Here is a 15,847-nt window from a genome sequence, read left to right on the forward strand (position 1 = left end):
AGGACGAGCTGATCGAGGCAGTCGTCGCCCACGTGGTGAAGCTCGCCACGGATCTGATGCTGCCTCGCAAGGTCAGCGGCACGCTCACGGTCGTGGTGCCGCTCCGGGGAACGGTGACGACGTGGCTGCCCGCGACCCCCTGGTCGTCGCGGACGAACAGGTGCGCCTTGCCGGCCGAACCGGCGCGGAGCGTCACCTTCACGGCGTCCCGGGCGCCGGTGGCGGCCGTCACCCGGCCGCTCTCGGACGCCTTCGCCGCGGGACCGCCCGCGAGCGGGAGGCCGAGGCGGACCGCCTGCTCCAGCGACTGCGGTGAGTCCAGGCTGGACAGGCCGGTGTCGGGGATCACCGGGTCGGGCGGCGTGGTCGGCCGTCCCGCCGGAGGGTGGTAGCCCGGCAGCGTCGCGACGCCCCAGCGGTACGGGTCGCCCTGCACGCCGCCCCACGTGGACCAGCCGATCCGGGTCTGACCGGTCTTGTCCTGGGTGTCGGAGTCGTACACCAGGATGTTCAGCCCGAGGTGCTCGGGATCGACCGCACCCGGCAGGACCTCCATCGGGATGGCCATCTCCACCGTGTACTCCCCGGTGGCGACCTTCGAGGCCACCCGCATCCCCGGCGCGGTCTGCTCGCCCGGACCCTGACGGTTGTCGGCGTCGCGTTCGAAGCACGGCGGGCCCTCGGCGGTCACCGGCAGCACCGCCGCCTTGAACGTCGTGGAGGTGTTCTCCGACGTGCCGCGCGGATCGATGGCCACCTCCACCGCGTCAGTACGCCAGTGCCGCTTGCAGTCGGACGCGGACAGCCGGGTGCCGACCACGTCGTCCTTCACCTTGACCAGCACGAACAGCGTGTCGTCACGCCAGGCGAGCTTGGCGGTGCCCGAGCAGTCGGCGGCCGACGAGCAGGCGGTGCCCTCCCACAGGCGGGAGATGTCCAGGGCGGGGCCGGTGTACTCGCCGTCGCCCTCGACGCCGTCGACGGCCGGCGCCGACGCCGCCTGCGGGATGGACGTCTTCGGCACCAGTTCGAGCGCGGGCTTGCTCACGCTGGAGCCGTCCCCGCTGGTGGTGGTGATGGTGTAGGCGTAGTCGCCGCCCTCGTTGGAGGTCTTCAGCGAGGCGTCGGAGTTGGTGACGGTGAACTGCACCGTCGTCGAGGCGCCGGCCGCCAGCGCGCTGAAGCTCGCCTCGGCGCGGTCAGCGGTGAAACCGGCGGGCAGGTCCAGGCGGACGGTTCCGGACTGGGGGGCGTCGCTGACGTTGGTGACCGCGACGCCCACCTGGCGTGCCCCGCCGGACGGCAGGGTGAGCACGGGCGTGACGAGGCCGCGAAGCTGCGGCACGTCGAGGTCCGCCGCCCACTTCTCGTACTGGTCCACCTGGGGCAGCAGTTGCTGCCTTCCCCGTACGGCCGGGCTGACCTCGACCTGCCGGTCGGTGTAGCCGCGGCCCTGGTCGGTGGTCAGCGTCGCCGCGACCCGCGCTCGGACGCCCGGTGACGCGTCCTTCGGCGGCGTCACCGTGAACGTCGCCGATCCGGTGCGTCCCGGAGCGAGCCTGCCGAGGTCGCCGGACCCGCTGACCTGCCAGCCCTCAGGGGCTCGCAGCGTCACGGCCGAGCGGCCGAGCGGCTCGCTGGGCGGTGCGGTCGTGGTGACCTTGACGGTGAACGCCGCGCCCGGGCGGACGTCGAACGTGCTCGGGCGCAGGTCCAGCAGCGTGCCGAGCGGGACGGCGCCCGCCGCCCTGACCAGCGCGCCGTCGAGGGCGGCCGTCGGTGCGGTGGCCGCCGCGGAGCCGGGCTCGGGGAACGGCACCCGCGAGTCCACCTGGGTGAAGAAGTCGCAGCCCAGCTGGGCGGGGTCGGACGGCACGTCGGGGAAGACGGCCCAGCCCTGGGAGGCGTACGAGCGCTGGGCGTCACGCTCGATGGCGGCCCAGGTCCGGCCTCCCTGGCTCTGGGAGGGGCGTCCGCTCCACACGCCGTACACGTTCTGCGCCGGGTTGGCCGGGCGGAACGTCGAGGCGCAGTCGGGGCCGCTCTTGGAGGTGCCGCGGCCCCCGCCGAGGAAGACACGGGACGGGGCGAAGGGGCGCAGCCCCTCACGGGTGATCTGTTCGGGGAACGCCTTGGGGTCGGCCGCCGCGTAGAACGCCTTGACGGCCAGCCGCGCCGCCTGCTGGTGGTTTCCGTGGTTGCCGGGGGAAGGGGCCGGGTCCATGGTCATCAGAACCTCGGGCCTGGTCTGGCGGACGATCCGGACGACCTTCTCCAGGGTGTCGTCCCCCCAGATCTGGTCGGTCAGCGGGGCGCTCACCGTGTAGTAGAAGTCGACGTCGTCGAGGTTGAAAACGTCCCGGACGCCGGCCTTGCCGACGGCCTTGCGCTCCTCGGCCTCGCGCAGCAGGCCGAGTGCCGGGCCCTCCTCCGGGCCGACGGCGTTGCCGCCGCCCTCACCGCGGGTGACGGTGACGACGCCGGTGCGGATGCCGTGGTCCTCGCTCCACTGCCCGAGCGTCGACAGGCTGAAGGCCTCGTCGTCGGGGTGGGCGCCGACGAACAGCGCGTCGAGGTCGGCGGGGGAGTTGGTGGTGGACGGGGTGGTTCGGGCCGTCCCGGCTGATGCCGGGGCGGCGGGGACGAGGGCGAGCACGGCCGCGGTGGCCAGCACCGCCAGACGGCCTGGTGACCGTGCCGGCGGAGTGGGTCGCGAGGGGGGGTGCGGTGATCGCATGCAACCTCCGGGTGTTACTCGCGGACGGCTCCTTGGAGCAGCCCGCGGATGAAGTGACGCTGAAGGAAGAGGTAGAAGATCACGACCGGGGTCGCGACGATGACGGACCCGGCCGCGAGGAGGGTGAAGCCGGAGGTGTACTGGCCTTGGAAGAAGGCCAGACCCAGCGGCGCCGTGCGCAGCGACTCGCTGGTCACCATGATCAATGGGATGAGGAACTCGTTCCACGTCCACATGAAGACCAGGACGGTCAGGGTGACGATGGCGGGCCGGGCCGGCGGCGCCAGCACCTGCCACAGGATGCGCCAGGTCGAGGCGCCGTCGATGCGGGCGGCCTCGACGATCGCGCGGCTGCTCGCGCGGAAGTACGCTCGCATCCAGAACGTGCCGAACGCCACCGACAGCGCCACCTGCGGCAGCGCGACCGACCAGAACGTGTCGATCAGGCCGAGCGTGCGCAGGTCGAAGTAGAGCGGGACCGCGACGGCCTCGCTGGGCATCATGATGCCGAGCAGGAACAGGTAGAACAGCACGGACTGGCCGCGGAAGCGCATGGTGCCGAACGCGTACCCGCTCATGATCGACAACACCACGCTGACGACCACGACGAACGCCGACACCATCAGGCTGGTGCGCAGGTACGTCCCGAACTGCCCGATCTCCCACGCCGCGCCGAAGTTGCCCAGGTGCAGCCCGGCCACGCTGAGCCCCTGCCCGGCCGCGCCCGCGCTGTCGTCGGGGCCGAGCGCGGCCGACACGATCGTCAGGATGGGGAACAGCGCGAATGCGGCGAACGCCGTCAGGATGACGTAGTTGGCCAGACGCTCCGCACGAGAGATCACGAGTCGCCCCTGTCAGCGAAGCGGTTGATCACGAACGAGACCGCGAAGATGACGACGGTGAGGGTGACGCCGATCGCCGCGGCCGAGCCGACCTGGCCCAGGCCGAAGGCCCGGTGGTAGACCTCGTACGACGGCACCGACGTCGAGTCGCCGGGCCCGCCGCGCGTCGTGACGTACACCAGGTCGAACGTGCGCAGCGCGGCGATCACGGTCAGCGTCAGCGCGACGGCGATCTCCCCGCGCACCGAGGGCAGCGTGACCGCGAAGAACTCCCTGAGCGCACTCGCCCCATCGAGCCGCGCCGCCTCGTACAGCTCCAACGGGATGCGGCTCATCCCGGCCAGCAGCAGCACGGTCACCAGGCCGGTCTCGAACCACGTGCCGACCACGCCGACCGCCGGCAGTGCGAAGGTGTAGTCGCCCAGCCAGCCTCTTGTGAGCGAGTCCAGCCCGAGCGCGCTGAGCAGGCTGTTGAGGGTGCCGTCGGGGGCGTACACGCGCCGCCAGGCGACCGCCACCACGACCATGGCCACCACCTGCGGCAGGAAGACCACCGTACGGAAGAAGCCGAGCCCGCGCACCTTGGCGTGGTTGAGAATCGCGGCCAGCGTCAGCCCGATGGCGAGCGGCGCCACCGCGTAGAACAGCATGAGCACCAGGGCGTGGCCGAAGGCCGACCGCAGCCCCTCGTCAGTGATGATCGCGACGTAGTTGTCGAGCCCCGCCCAGGTGCCGACGCTCAGCCCGTCCCACTCGTACAGCGACAGGTGCACCGCGCGGACGATCGGGTAGAGCAGGAACGCCGCGTAGACGGCGAACGCGGGCAGCACGTAGAGGTAGGCGACGCGGCGGGGCTCTCCGGGAGGATGCCCCGCCTGCGCTCTCCGCACGTTCACCTCTGGCCGCCCGGTGGCCCGGGAAAGGGTCGTGGCCATGCGCCCGGGGTCACCCGTTGCTCTCGGCGAAGGTCTTGTAGTCCTTCTCCAGCGTCGCCAGGAACTCCTGCGGGGTCGCCTTCTTGGCCAGCAGGTCCTGCAGCGCCGCGCCGAGCGTGTCGGCGAACGTCGGGGTGGCGTAGTCGAGGTAGGGGACGAGGCCGTCGCTCTTGGTGGCCGTGCCGAAGGCCGTGAACACGTCCTGCTGCGGGCCCGCCTGCACGGTCTGCTCCGCCGTGTCGGCCACCGGCAGGTTGCCCGTGGTCGTGAGCACCTTCATGGCGTCGGCGTTGGTGATGAAGTCGATGTACGCCGCCGCCGCGTCGGGGTTGGGGCTCTTGGCCGTGATGGCGAACGGGAGGCCCGTGCCGCCGGTCGCGACGGGCGGGGCGTCGGCCGTGGCGCCCGGCGGGAGCATGAAGCCGAGGTCCTTGCCCAGCGCCTTGTCCAGGTCGGCGAGCAGCCAGGTGCCCGCGATCAGGAAGACGCCCTGGCCCTTGCTGAACGCCTGCCAGGCCGGATCGTAGCCCTGGCCGTTGAAGCCGTCGTTGAAGTAGCCCTTGTCGACCCAGCTGACCAGCTGCTCGGCGGCCTTGGTGTTCTCGGGCGTGGTCCACGAGGCGCCCTTGCGGCCGAAGGCCAGCGTGCTGATCTGGTCGGCCGGGACGGCACGGCCCTGCACGGTGCCGAACACGTGGATGGCCGGCCACTTGTCGAGGTTGCCCAGCTGCATCGGCACCTCGCCGGCGCTCTTGGCCTTGTCGAGCGCGGCCTGGAACTCGTCCCAGGTCTTCGGCGGCTGCAGGCCGAGCTTCGTCAGCTTGGCGCGGTTGTAGTAGACGCCGACGACCTCGCCCACCTGGGGCAGGCCGTACAGGTTGCCCTGGCCGAACACTTTGCCGTCGGCGCTGTACTGCGAGTAGCGCAGCACCGACTCCGGATAGCGCTTCTTCCACCCGTACGCCTCGGCGTAGGCGTCGAGCGGGCGGAGCTGACCGGCCTTCACGAACGCGCCCATCGACGGCCGGCCGTTGTTGGCCTCCACCACGTCCGGCGGCTCGTTGCCGCTCAGCGCCAGGCGCAGCGTCGTGTTGAGGTCGTCGAAGGAGCGGGAGACCCGCTTGAGCTTGATGTTCGGGTACTTCGCCTCGAACGCGGCGTTGAGCTGCTTCATCTGGGCGGCCTGCCCGCCGCGCACCTCCTGGTCCCAGACCGTGAGGGTGACGTTGCCGAGGGCCGCGGCGTCGGTGCGCACCGCCGAGGCGCTCGGCTGCGCCGAGGAGGCCGCGGGCGGGGCCGAGGCCCCCGGCGCGCACGCGGTCGCGGCGAGGGCCAAGGCACCGGCGGCCAGGACGGCGCGTGTCCGGACGCCACGAGGGTTCCGCGGCCGGTGCTCTCGCGTCGAGGCGATCATGGTGTTACTCCTTCTGAGCAGGCACGCGAGGTGTCCGGGTCCTCGGGCTGTGCCTCCGAAGGGGCGGCGGCCTCGGACGCGGCGCGTGCTTGGTGCGGGGTGGCGTCTTCCGGCCCGCCGGACGTCTCGGCGGCCATTCTGGCCGGTGGCTTCTCGGATCTCTCGGTGGCCGGCACCTGGAGGGCCACCTCCAGGTCGGCGTACCGGGCGATGGTGGCGGCCGCCCGGCGTACCGCGCCCACCGGGACGGTGGGGACCAGCCGGTCGAGGAAGGAGTACCGGCGGGCCAGCGAGTCGGCGTACGCGCCGCCGTGACCGCCCGCCTCCCGTACCTCGTGCCACCAGTCGGCGATGTCACCCCAGCCGGGCGCGGCCAGCGAGCCGCCGAACTGCTGCACGGCCAGCGCCGCGCAGAGCCCGGCGAACGCCAGCCGGTCGGTCAGCGGCCAGCGGCAGAGGGTGCCGAGCACGAAGCCCGCGCCGAAGACGTCCCCCGCGCCGGTCGGGTCGAGCGCCCTCACCCGTGGCGTGGGGACGTACGCCTCCTCGCCGGTCGTGGAGTCGATGGCCATGGCGCCGTTGGCCCCGTCGGTGACCACGGCGAGAGGCACCCGGTCGGCGATCGCGTACAGGGCGTCGCGTGGGGTGTCGGTGCCGGTGTAGCCCATGGCCTCGACCGCGTTGGGCATGAACGCGTGGCAGACCGAGAGCTGGTCGAGCAGGGCAGGCGACCAGGCACCCGACGGGTCCCAGCCGACGTCCGCGAAGATGAGCGCGCCGTTGCGGCGGGCCAGCTCGGCCCAGCCGGACATGCCGGGCACGCCGAGCGGCTCTTCGGCGGAGAGCGTCACGATCACGGCGCTGGAGCGCGGCGGGACGCCGATCATCTCCGTCGCCGACATGGGAGCGGGATGTCCGTGGGTCACCATGCTGCGGTCGCGGTTGACCGCCATCGAGACCGTCACCGGCGAGTGCCAGTGCTCGAAGCGCTGTGACTTCGACAGGTCCACCGATTCCTGCTCCGCGAGCGTGCGCCAGCAGAAGTCGCCGTAGTCGTCGTCGCCGAACGCGGCGGCCAGCGAGGTGCGCAGGCCCAGCCGGCTGGTGGCGATGGCGAGGTTGGCGATGCCTCCCGGACATGAGCCCATGCCCTCGGCCCAGATTTCGGTGCCCGAGGCGGGCATCGCGGGCAGGCCGGTGAAGACGATGTCCAGGAAGACAGTGCCCGCTAAGAAGACGTCGAACTGCGGCCCCTCCGGGGTTCGCTGATCGGAGAGTGGGTCGTACGCCTGGCCAGACACGGTATTGCTTCCTCCTTGACAGGCCGAGATGTGCGCAATCTTGCACGTTTGCTCGCGCATATCAAGTGCTTTGGGCGGGTATTTGGTGCAAAACGCTCGCTTGTGCTCGGAAATGACTGATAGGATCACACCGTGCTACAGCACCTCAGGCATGCGGAGATCATGCGCCGGGTCCGCCTCTCGGGTGCCACCAGCGTTCGAGACCTCGCCAGGCAACTCGGCGTGAGCCCGTCGACCATCCGCCGGGACCTTGAGGTGCTCGACCGCGACGGCACGCTGCGGCGTGTGCGCGGTGGCGCGCTCGTCGACGCCGACGACGACCTGACCTTCGCCGAAGTGGCGACCGTCGACGAGCAGGACAAGGAGTCCGTCGCCGACCGCGCCGCGCAACTCGTCCAGGACGGCGACGTGATCCTGCTCGACATCGGCACCACGACGATGCGTCTGGCCCGCAGGCTTCGCGGCCGCCGCGTCACCGTGGTCACCTCCAGCCTCGCCGTCCTCGACGTGCTCCGCGCCGACCCGACGGTCGAGCTGCTGCTGCTCGGCGGCATGGTCCGCCGCACCTACCACTCCCTGGTCGGGGTGCTGACCGAGGAGGCGCTGGGCCAGGTGTGCGCCGACCGCGTGTTCCTCGGCGCGAGCGGTGTCCGGCCCGACGGGCAGCTCGTCGACACCACGCTCGCCGAGGTGCCGCTGAAACGCGCCATGATCGCGGCGGCGGGGCAGGTGGTGCTGCTGGTCGACCGGCACAAGTTCCCCGGCACCGGCGCCCTGCGCGTGTGCGGCCCCGAGGACATCGACGTGATCGTCACCAACGAGGGCGCCGACGAGACGACGCTGCGCAACTGCGCGGCGGTGGGTGCCGAGGTGCTGCTCGCATGACGCCCTTTCACGTGGGCCGGTCGCGAGAGTTCGTCCGCATGGGTTCGATCGTGCGCGCTCACCAGGCGTACGTGGTTCTGATGAGAGGCAGGTGAGGAGGCCGCGATGAAACTGGCCGTTCTCGGAGGCGGAGGCTTCCGGGTCCCGCTCGTGTACGGCGCGCTGCTGCGCGACACTGCGAAGCCACGCGTGGAGGAGGTGGTGCTGTACGACGTGTCGGCCGAGCGACTGGAAGCCATCCGGCACGTGCTGGACCAGCTCGCCGCCGGGCACGACCACCCGCCCAAGGTGCTGACCACCACGGACCTGGACACCGCGCTGCGCGACGCCGACTTCGTCTTCTCGGCGATCCGCGTCGGCGGCCTGGCCGGGCGGACCGCCGACGAGCGGGTCGCGCTGGACCTCGGCCTCCTCGGCCAGGAGACCACCGGCCCCGGCGGCATCGCGTACGGGCTGCGCACCATCCCGGTGGCGGTGCGCGTGGCCGAGCGGGTGGCCGCCCTCGCGCCCCGGGCCTGGGTCATCAACTTCACCAACCCGGCCGGCATGATCACCGAGGCGATGCGGACCGTGCTCGGCGACCGCGTGGTCGGCATCTGCGACTCGCCGATCGGGCTGATCCGGCGGGCCGCCGCCGCCCTGGGGCTGGAGCCGTCGCGCGTCTCGCCCGACTACGTCGGGCTCAACCACCTCGGCTGGCTGCGCGGCCTCACCTACCAGGGCCGGGACGTGCTGCCGGGCCTGCTCGCCGACGACGGCGCGCTGCGGCAGGTCGAGGAGGCCCGGATCTTCGGCGGCGACTGGGTGCGGACCCTCGGCGCGCTGCCCAACGAGTACCTGTACTACTACTACTTCACCCGCGAGTCCGTCGCCGCGATCAACGGCGCCGAACACACCCGCGGCGAGTCGCTGCTCGGCCAGCAGGACCGGTTCTACGCGGCGGTACGGGAGCGGCCCGAGCACGCCCTCACCGAATGGGGCAGGGCGCGCAGGGAGCGCGACGCGTCGTACATGGCCGAGGCCCGCGACACCACCGACGCGGGTGAGCGCGACGCCGCCGACCTGCAGGCCGGGGGGTACGAGGGCATCGCGCTCGCCCTCATGGCCGCCATCGCCCGCGGCGAGCCCTCCACCATGATCCTCAACGTCCGCAACGGCAGCGCGGTGCCGGGCCTGCCCGCGGACGCCGTCGTCGAGATCCCGTGCACGGTGGACGGCGCCGGGGTGCGCCCCCTGGCCACCCGCCCGCTCCCCGGCCGGTTCCTCGGCCTCGTGCAGCAGGTCAAGGCGGTCGAACAGACGACCATCGAGGCCGCCCTGTCGGGCTCGTCCCGGCTGGCGGTCGAGGCGTTCGCGCTGCACCCCCTGGTGGACTCGGTGGGTACGGCGCACAAGCTGCTCGACGGCTACCGCGCCCGTATCCCGGAACTGGCGGCCGTCCTCCCCGGCTCCCCCTAGCACCCGGTACCGCATACCCCGCACCCTCCATCGATCAGATCTCCACCACCGACCACACTGCCACCAACCACACCGCCACTCGCCATCAGAGGTGCCTCGGCCGGGCAGCCCGTGCTGCCCGGCGTGGCCGGAGGGGCAGCGCGCCACCCAGGGACAGGACGAGCAGGGCGATGCAGAGCCAGGCGAACCAGTCGCCGAGCCTCGCGTAGAGGGTCGGCGCGCTCGGCGCCGGAAGGGGTGCCGTGACCGAGACGAATTCGGCGTCCGTGGTGGCCGCCTCCGCCACGACGCGGCCGTTCGGGTCGCTGACGACCACCTGCCCGGCGCGCGGGACGCGGGCGATCGCGAGCCCGTTCTCCACGCCCCGCACGACGGCGATCCGGCTGTGCAGCCAGCCGTCGTCGCCGAAGTCCCAGGCAGGGGCGTACAGTGCGGTCGCGCCGGCGGCCCGGTAGGAGCGGACGAGGTCCGGGTAGTCAAGGTCCTTGCAGATGATCAGGCCCCATCGCGTGTTCGGCGCGAAGGCCAGGCCCTTGCCTGGGCGCAGCTCGTCTTCCAGCCCGGGGACCAGATGCTGTTTGGTGTATTCGACCGGCTCGCCGCCGCCCGCCGGGAAGTCGAGCGCGACGTTGTAGTAGGCGCCTCCTCTGACCTTGGCCAGCCCGGCCACCACGTCGACCCGGTGGGTGCGGGCGATCCTGGTGAGGGGGCGGGCGAGTGCGGGCAGCGTCTCGTCGTCGGCGAGAAACGTCTTCTCAGGAAGCACCACCACCCGCGCCCCGTCCTTGGCGAGCTTCTCGACGCGGGAGGCGTACCGGTTGACGAGGTCGCGGCCCTGCGGGGTGTCGAGCGCGACGGCTTGGTTCGGATGGTCGGTGGAGACCAGCGCCACCTTCTCACCCTGCGGGGCCGGCGCGGTGCGCAACTGCCAGCCGCCGTAACCGAGGGCCAGCAGGACGACGGCGCCGAAGACGACCGCCACCCGGGCGCCACCCGACCAGAAGCGCGCCCCGGGTACGTCGGGCTTGAGGGGCCGGGCAGGGGTGGCAGATGGCGAGAGGCCGGTGGGCCGGGTGCAGGCGGCGATGGCTGATGGGAGCGCCACCAGCAGGAACGTGATGCCCCAGACGCCGGTCGCCGACGCGGTCTGCAGCACCGGCAGGACGTCCGCCTGCGTGTAGGCCAGGCTCCACCACGCGCCGTGCGGTAACACGAGCGAGACGGTGTACTCCGTCACGACCCAGGCGGCGGGCATGACCACGGCCCCCGACAGCGGGCGGCCGCGCAGGAGGAGGGCCCGGAACGCCGTGACGGTCAGCCCGAAGACCAGTGCCGTGCCCAGCTGGCTGACCGCTACGACGGGCAGCGGCATCTCGATCACGCTCAGGAAGTACGGCCACATGGCCGCCTGGCCCGCCCCCCAGGCGAAGAAGCCCGCGGCCAGCGCCGTGCCCGCGCCGGCCCTCGGGGCCAGCAGGAGCACGGGCAGCGGCGCGAGCCAGGTGAACCACGCGATCGGGTGCAGCCCGGTGCCGAGGTGGAACAGCGCCGCCGACAGCGCTGCGGCGGCGACGGCTTTCCAGATTTTCATGGCGACGATCCTGGGCCCGCGGGCGTCCCGGAATCGTCACCCCTGCGGGCGAACTTCCACGTCAGCCCAGAGGACTACCCTCTCCTGCCACGACCAGCCCCGACTCGTAGGCGAACACCACGGCCTGCACCCGGTCGCGGAGCCCGAGCTTGGCGAGGACGCGGCTGACGTGCGTCTTGACCGTGTGCTCACTGACGACGAGTTCGGCCGCGATCTCGGCGTTGGAGCTGCCGTGGGCGACCAGCCGCAGAGTCTCTGCCTCGCGCTCCGTCAACAGCTTCAGCCGTGCCGCCAGCCAAGGGGCGACGCCGTGGCCAGGGCGTCTGACCAGGTCCTCCACAAGACGCCTGGTGATCACCGGGGCCAGCAGCGACTCTCCCGCCGCCACCACGCGCACGGCGTGGGCCAGTTCGTCGCGGCGGATGTCCTTGAGTATGAAGCCGCTCGCTCCCGCCCGCAGCGCGCCGTACACGTACTCGTCGACGTCGAACATCGTCAGCACGAGCACCTTCGCTGAGGTCGTCGCGCAGATCCGCTCGGTCGCCTCCACGCCGCCCATGCCGGGCATCCGGATGTCCATCAGCACCACGTCGGGACTGAGCGCGGCTGCCGCTGCGATGGCCGCGTCGCCGTCGCCCGCCTCGCCGACGACCGTGATGTCCGGCTGTGCGTCGAGAATCATGGCGAAACCCGCGCGGAACAGGTCCTGGTCATCGACGATGAGCACGCGCACCATGCGCTCATCCAACCGGAAGTTCGGCGGACACCACGAACCCACTTGGCCCCGGCCCGGCCCGCAGCGTGCCGCCGCAGGCCACCACCCTTTCGCGCATTCCGACCAGCCCGTACCCCTCCCCACCGCGCAGTGCGGGGCCGCTTTGGCGGGTGGCGACGGGTTCGCCGTGGTGGGTGCGCGCTCTTGCGCGGGCGGTGGTGGGGTCGCTGGGCCGTGCGGGGCCGGCGTCGTCTGCGACCTCCACCGACACGCCGTCGTCGTGCCAGGCCAGGCGCACCGTCACGTGCTGTGCCCGGGAATGGCGCAGGACGTTCGTCAGCGCCTCCTGCGCCACGCGGTAGATCACCACGCCGACCTCGGCGGAGACGGGGCGGGCTTCGCCCTCGCGGACGAGCCGGACGTCGAGGCCGGTTCTCCCGATCCGCTCGACCAGTTGGGGGAGCGTGTCGAGCCCCGGCGCCTCGTCGCCGGAGCGCAACGTGCCGAGCAGGCCACGTAACTGCACCAGGGCTCCGCGGCCGATGTCGCCGATGGTGTTGAACGCGTTCTCTGCCCGGGCGGGATCGGACCTGAGGACGACGGGCCCCGCCTCGGCCTGCACCACCATGAGCCCCACCGAGTGGGTCACGATGTCGTGCACGTCGCGGGCGATGCGGGTGCGCTCGTGGACGGCTGCGGCGTCGCGCTCCTGCGCCAGCCTGCGGGCACGCTCCCCCGACTCGGCGGCCTGGGCGCGGCGGGCCCGCGCACCGGTGCCGAGCGCGTACGCGGCGACCAGCGCCGTGGCCATATAGCGGTAGACCTCCGGCTCTTCGTGCGGCAACGCCAGCGAGCCCGCCGCCGTCACGGCGATGAACGGGACGGCCACCAGGCGCTGGGCCCGGCTGCACAGCGAGGCCACGGTGTACACGCACACCAGAGGCCCGTACGGCAGCAGCGGCTTCACCCACATCACCATCGCGCTCATGGAGAGCCCGACCACGATGCCCGTCGACATCGGCGCGGCACGGCGCCAGTAGACCGGTACGGACGCGAGCAGCGCCAGCGCGACCAGCCACCACTCGCGCGGGCTGGGCAGCAGCAAGGGCGCCACGGTGGCCGCCACGACGGCGACGGTGACGGCCAGATCGACCTGGCGGGGTGTCAGGTCGCGCAGCCAGGCAGGCACCAGGGTCACCATTCCGCCGAGTGTACGTTCGGCTCCCGTCCGGCACATCAGCCTGACGAGCGATGCCGCAGGTCAGTCCCGAGACTGACCCGGCACGGCCGGGCCCCTGGGGTGGGTCAGTGGTGTGGGCGAAGTTCGGGGCTTCGGGGAGCGCTGAGGAGGTCTTGGGGGAGCGCTGATCGCCGGTCTGTCGGGAAGACGGGGCGATGGCTGGGCGATGGCTGGGCGATGGCGGGGGCTGCGGCGTGCCGGTAGCGGATCGGGCGGAGGTCAGGGGCGGATGTGCTTCAGGGTGAACTCGGGCAGGGCGTACGGGCCGGCCTGCGGGGCTGAGGGGTCGGCGGGGACGTGGGCGCCGGCGATGCGGTCGGCGTGCTGTTCGGCGTCGTCCACCGGCGTGTAGGCCAGTACCGACTCCTCGGGGAGTTCCCAGAAGCGGCGGGTGTTGCCGGAAACGGCGTACACCGTGGCGAAGCGGGTGGACGGCGGCGCGATGAGCGCGGCCCGGACGTAGCCGACGGCGTCGCGCGGGCTCAGCCAGGTCGCGAGGTGCCGGGGTTCGGTCGGGGCGTCCTCGAAGCTGCCGATGCGCAGGCAGATCACGGAGAGGCCGAACTTGTCCGAGTACAGCCGTCCGAGGGCCTCGATGGCCACCTTGCTCACGCCGTACAGACCGTCAGGGCGCACGGGTTCCAGCGGCCCGGTGCGGTGCGCGTTGGGGTAGAAGCCGGTCACACGGTTGCTGCTGGCCAGCACCACGCGTGCGGTTCCCGCGCGCCGGGCGGCTTCCAGGACGTTGTGGGTGCCCAGCACGTTCGTGTCCAAAAGGTCGGGCAGGGGGGCCTCGTCCGGCAGGCCGCCGAGGTGGAGGACGGCGTCCGTGCCGGAAAGGGGCGACTCCATGGCCGCCGCGTCCCGCAGGTCGACGACGTGGGTCTCCTCGTTCGCGGTCTCCGCTCGGAGAGGGACGTGGTCGAGCAGGACCAGCCGGTTCACCTCGCTTCGCAGCGCCCTCCGTACCACGGAGCCGATTCGTCCCGCCGCGCCGGTGATGGCCACCGCTCCCAGGCTCACTGTGCTGCCCCCAAACCTTGACAATGCTCTGATTCTGGCAGCACCCCGTACTCCACGTCGCATGAGGCGGGGGGGCAGGCCGGGGGTGTCGACGGACGCTCGCCGGGGAGCCCGGGGCTGTGATCGCGGGACCCGGCCGCGCCCTCTCCGCGGCCGGGTCTCCGGCGCCGTCCCGGCCTTGCGTGCCCCCGCATGGGACGGCAACTACACACGTGTGTATGCTACTTCTCATACGGGTAGTCTTCTACACGCATGGATAGGAGCTAGTGACAGTGACGACGTCCGGTCCCGACCCTGAGGACCTCACCGCTCGCGCCCGGATCAGGGACGCGGCGCTGCGGCACTTCGGCGAGCACGGGTTCGAGCGCACGACCATCAGGGGGATCGCCGACACCGCGGGCGTGTCCTCGGGCCTGGTACGCCACCACTTCGGCTCCAAGCAGGAGCTGCGCGAGGCGTGCGACGCCTACCTGACCAAGATGATCCGCAGGCTCAACGACCAGGTCCGGGCCGACATGACGCCCGACGACGTGAACTACATCGCCCTCAGCAGGGCCGCGTTGGGCCCGTACCAGCAGTACCTGGCGCGCGCCCTGGCCGAGGGGTGGGCCGCGCCCGTGTTCGACGGGCTGGTCGAGATGGGCGAGCAGTGGCTCGAAGAGGTCGACGGGAAGCGTCCCGACCCTCCCTACGCCGACCGCAGGGTCAGGGCGGCGCTGGGCGTCGCGATGGCGCTGGGCGTCCAGATCCTCCACCGGCACCTGTCGCGGAACATGGGCGTCGACATGTACAGCCCCGAGGGAGACCACCTGGTGGCCAGGGCCATGCTCGACATCTACTCCCACCCCATGATCAGCCCGGACGAAGCCGCCGCCATGCGGGACGCCCTCGACAAGGTCCGGGGCACATCACCACAAGCGGAGCGCGTGACCGCGCTCCGCCGAGACGAGGAGCACGACCATGACTGACGCCATCTCGGTGGAAGGGTTAGTCAAGACCTTCGGCACCACCCGCGCCCTGGACGGCCTCGACCTCGGCGTCCGCACCGGCGAGGTGCACGGCTTCCTGGGGCCGAACGGCGCGGGAAAGAGCACCACGATCCGCGTCCTGCTGGGTCTGATGCGCGCGGACGCGGGCACCGCCCGGGTGCTCGGCGGCGACCCGTGGTCCGACGCGACCGTGCTGCACCGGCGCCTGGCCTACGTCCCCGGCGACGTCACGCTGTGGCCCAACCTGTCGGGCGGCGAGGCGATCGACCTGCTCGGCCGGCTGCGCGGCGGGCTCGACCAGAAGCGCCGCGCCGACCTGCTGGAACGCTTCGACCTCGACCCCCGCAAGAAGGGCCGCGCCTACTCCAAGGGCAACCGGCAGAAGGTGGCGCTGGTCGCCGCGCTGGCGTCCGACACCGAACTGCTCATCCTCGACGAGCCGACCTCGGGCCTGGACCCGCTGATGGAGGAGGTGTTCCGCGAGGCCGTCCTGGAGGAGAAGCGCCGCGGCCGGACCGTGCTGCTGTCGAGCCACATCTTGTCCGAGGTCGAGGCGCTGTGCGACCGGATCACCATCATCCGCGACGGCCGGGCCGTCGAGGCCGGCACCCTGGCCGACCTGCGGCACCTGACCCGCACCGTCATCCAGGCCGAGCTGGCCGGGCCGGTGAACGGGCTGGCCGGCCTGCCGGGCGTGCACGACCTGCGCGCCGAGGG

13 protein-coding genes are annotated in these 15,847 nt (G+C 72.0%); 4 read left to right on the forward strand and 9 right to left on the reverse strand.

Translation table 11 applies throughout. From position 1 onward, the window contains the following. The 5 genes from ABZ297_RS42015 to ABZ297_RS42035 all read right to left on the reverse strand — a co-directional run. Nucleotides 1-2,674 (reverse strand): sugar-binding protein (locus tag ABZ297_RS42015; RefSeq protein ID WP_355358509.1); only part of this gene is annotated, 2,674 nt, incomplete at its 3' end. A 77-nt stretch (nucleotides 2,675-2,751) separates the two neighbouring features. Further along, on the reverse strand, nucleotides 2,752-3,579 hold the full coding sequence (locus tag ABZ297_RS42020) for a carbohydrate ABC transporter permease (protein WP_355358512.1): 828 nt from the start codon (nucleotides 3,577-3,579) through the stop codon (nucleotides 2,752-2,754). Continuing rightward, entirely contained in the window at nucleotides 3,576-4,514 is a 939-nt protein-coding gene (locus ABZ297_RS42025; protein ID WP_355358515.1) for a sugar ABC transporter permease, read from the reverse strand. Before ABZ297_RS42025 ends, ABZ297_RS42020 begins: the two co-directional genes overlap by 4 nt. Nucleotides 4,515-4,524: 10 nt before the next feature. After that, nucleotides 4,525-5,928 carry an extracellular solute-binding protein gene (locus tag ABZ297_RS42030; RefSeq protein ID WP_355358518.1) on the reverse strand — a complete coding sequence of 468 codons (1,404 nt, stop codon included), beginning with the start codon at nucleotides 5,926-5,928 and terminating at the stop codon, nucleotides 4,525-4,527. Continuing rightward, the gene (locus tag ABZ297_RS42035; RefSeq protein WP_355358521.1) at nucleotides 5,925-7,229 is read right to left on the reverse strand and encodes a PfkB family carbohydrate kinase; all 1,305 of its coding nucleotides are present in this window, start codon (nucleotides 7,227-7,229) and stop codon (nucleotides 5,925-5,927) included. Before ABZ297_RS42035 ends, ABZ297_RS42030 begins: the two co-directional genes overlap by 4 nt. 132 nt (nucleotides 7,230-7,361) lie before the next feature. Here ABZ297_RS42035 and ABZ297_RS42040 point away from each other — a divergent pair, with 132 nt between their 5' ends. Both ABZ297_RS42040 and ABZ297_RS42045 read left to right on the forward strand, forming a co-directional pair. Next, the gene (locus ABZ297_RS42040; protein WP_355358524.1) at nucleotides 7,362-8,114 is read left to right on the forward strand and encodes a DeoR/GlpR family DNA-binding transcription regulator; all 753 of its coding nucleotides are present in this window, start codon (nucleotides 7,362-7,364) and stop codon (nucleotides 8,112-8,114) included. A gap of 105 nt (nucleotides 8,115-8,219) precedes the next feature. Beyond that, nucleotides 8,220-9,572: a 6-phospho-beta-glucosidase gene (locus tag ABZ297_RS42045; RefSeq protein WP_355358527.1), complete on the forward strand. Its 1,353-nt coding sequence runs from the start codon at nucleotides 8,220-8,222 to the stop codon at nucleotides 9,570-9,572. A gap of 85 nt (nucleotides 9,573-9,657) precedes the next feature. Here the strand turns inward: ABZ297_RS42045 and ABZ297_RS42050 are convergent, their stop codons facing one another. The 4 genes from ABZ297_RS42050 to ABZ297_RS42065 all read right to left on the reverse strand — a co-directional run bounded on the left by ABZ297_RS42050 (nucleotide 9,658) and on the right by ABZ297_RS42065 (nucleotide 14,141). Continuing rightward, on the reverse strand, nucleotides 9,658-11,163 hold the full coding sequence (locus tag ABZ297_RS42050; RefSeq protein WP_355358529.1) for a nitrilase-related carbon-nitrogen hydrolase: 1,506 nt from the start codon (nucleotides 11,161-11,163) through the stop codon (nucleotides 9,658-9,660). A gap of 61 nt (nucleotides 11,164-11,224) precedes the next feature. Beyond that, a complete protein-coding gene (locus ABZ297_RS42055; protein ID WP_355358532.1) occupies nucleotides 11,225-11,899 on the reverse strand; it encodes a response regulator transcription factor in 675 nt (224 codons plus the stop codon). A gap of 4 nt (nucleotides 11,900-11,903) precedes the next feature. Beyond that, nucleotides 11,904-13,079: a histidine kinase gene (locus ABZ297_RS42060; protein WP_355358535.1), complete on the reverse strand. Its 1,176-nt coding sequence runs from the start codon at nucleotides 13,077-13,079 to the stop codon at nucleotides 11,904-11,906. A 258-nt stretch (nucleotides 13,080-13,337) separates the two neighbouring features. Next, nucleotides 13,338-14,141 (reverse strand): NAD(P)-dependent oxidoreductase, encoded by an 804-nt coding sequence (locus tag ABZ297_RS42065; RefSeq protein ID WP_355358538.1) that lies wholly within the window; start codon nucleotides 14,139-14,141, stop codon nucleotides 13,338-13,340. Between the two features lie 272 nt (nucleotides 14,142-14,413). On the opposite strand from ABZ297_RS42065, the gene ABZ297_RS42070 reads away from it, so the two are divergent. Together ABZ297_RS42070 and ABZ297_RS42075 are read left to right on the forward strand one after the other, a co-directional pair. After that, complete coding sequence (locus ABZ297_RS42070; RefSeq protein ID WP_355358541.1) at nucleotides 14,414-15,109, forward strand: helix-turn-helix domain-containing protein; 696 nt, start codon at nucleotides 14,414-14,416, stop codon at nucleotides 15,107-15,109. Continuing rightward, the coding region (locus ABZ297_RS42075) for an ABC transporter ATP-binding protein (RefSeq protein WP_355358544.1) at nucleotides 15,102-15,847 on the forward strand (746 nt) is incomplete at its 3' end. The genes ABZ297_RS42070 and ABZ297_RS42075, both read left to right, overlap by 8 nt.

It is taken from the genome of Nonomuraea sp. NPDC005983 (assembly GCF_040614375.1).
Lineage (GTDB): Bacteria > Actinomycetota > Actinomycetes > Streptosporangiales > Streptosporangiaceae > Nonomuraea.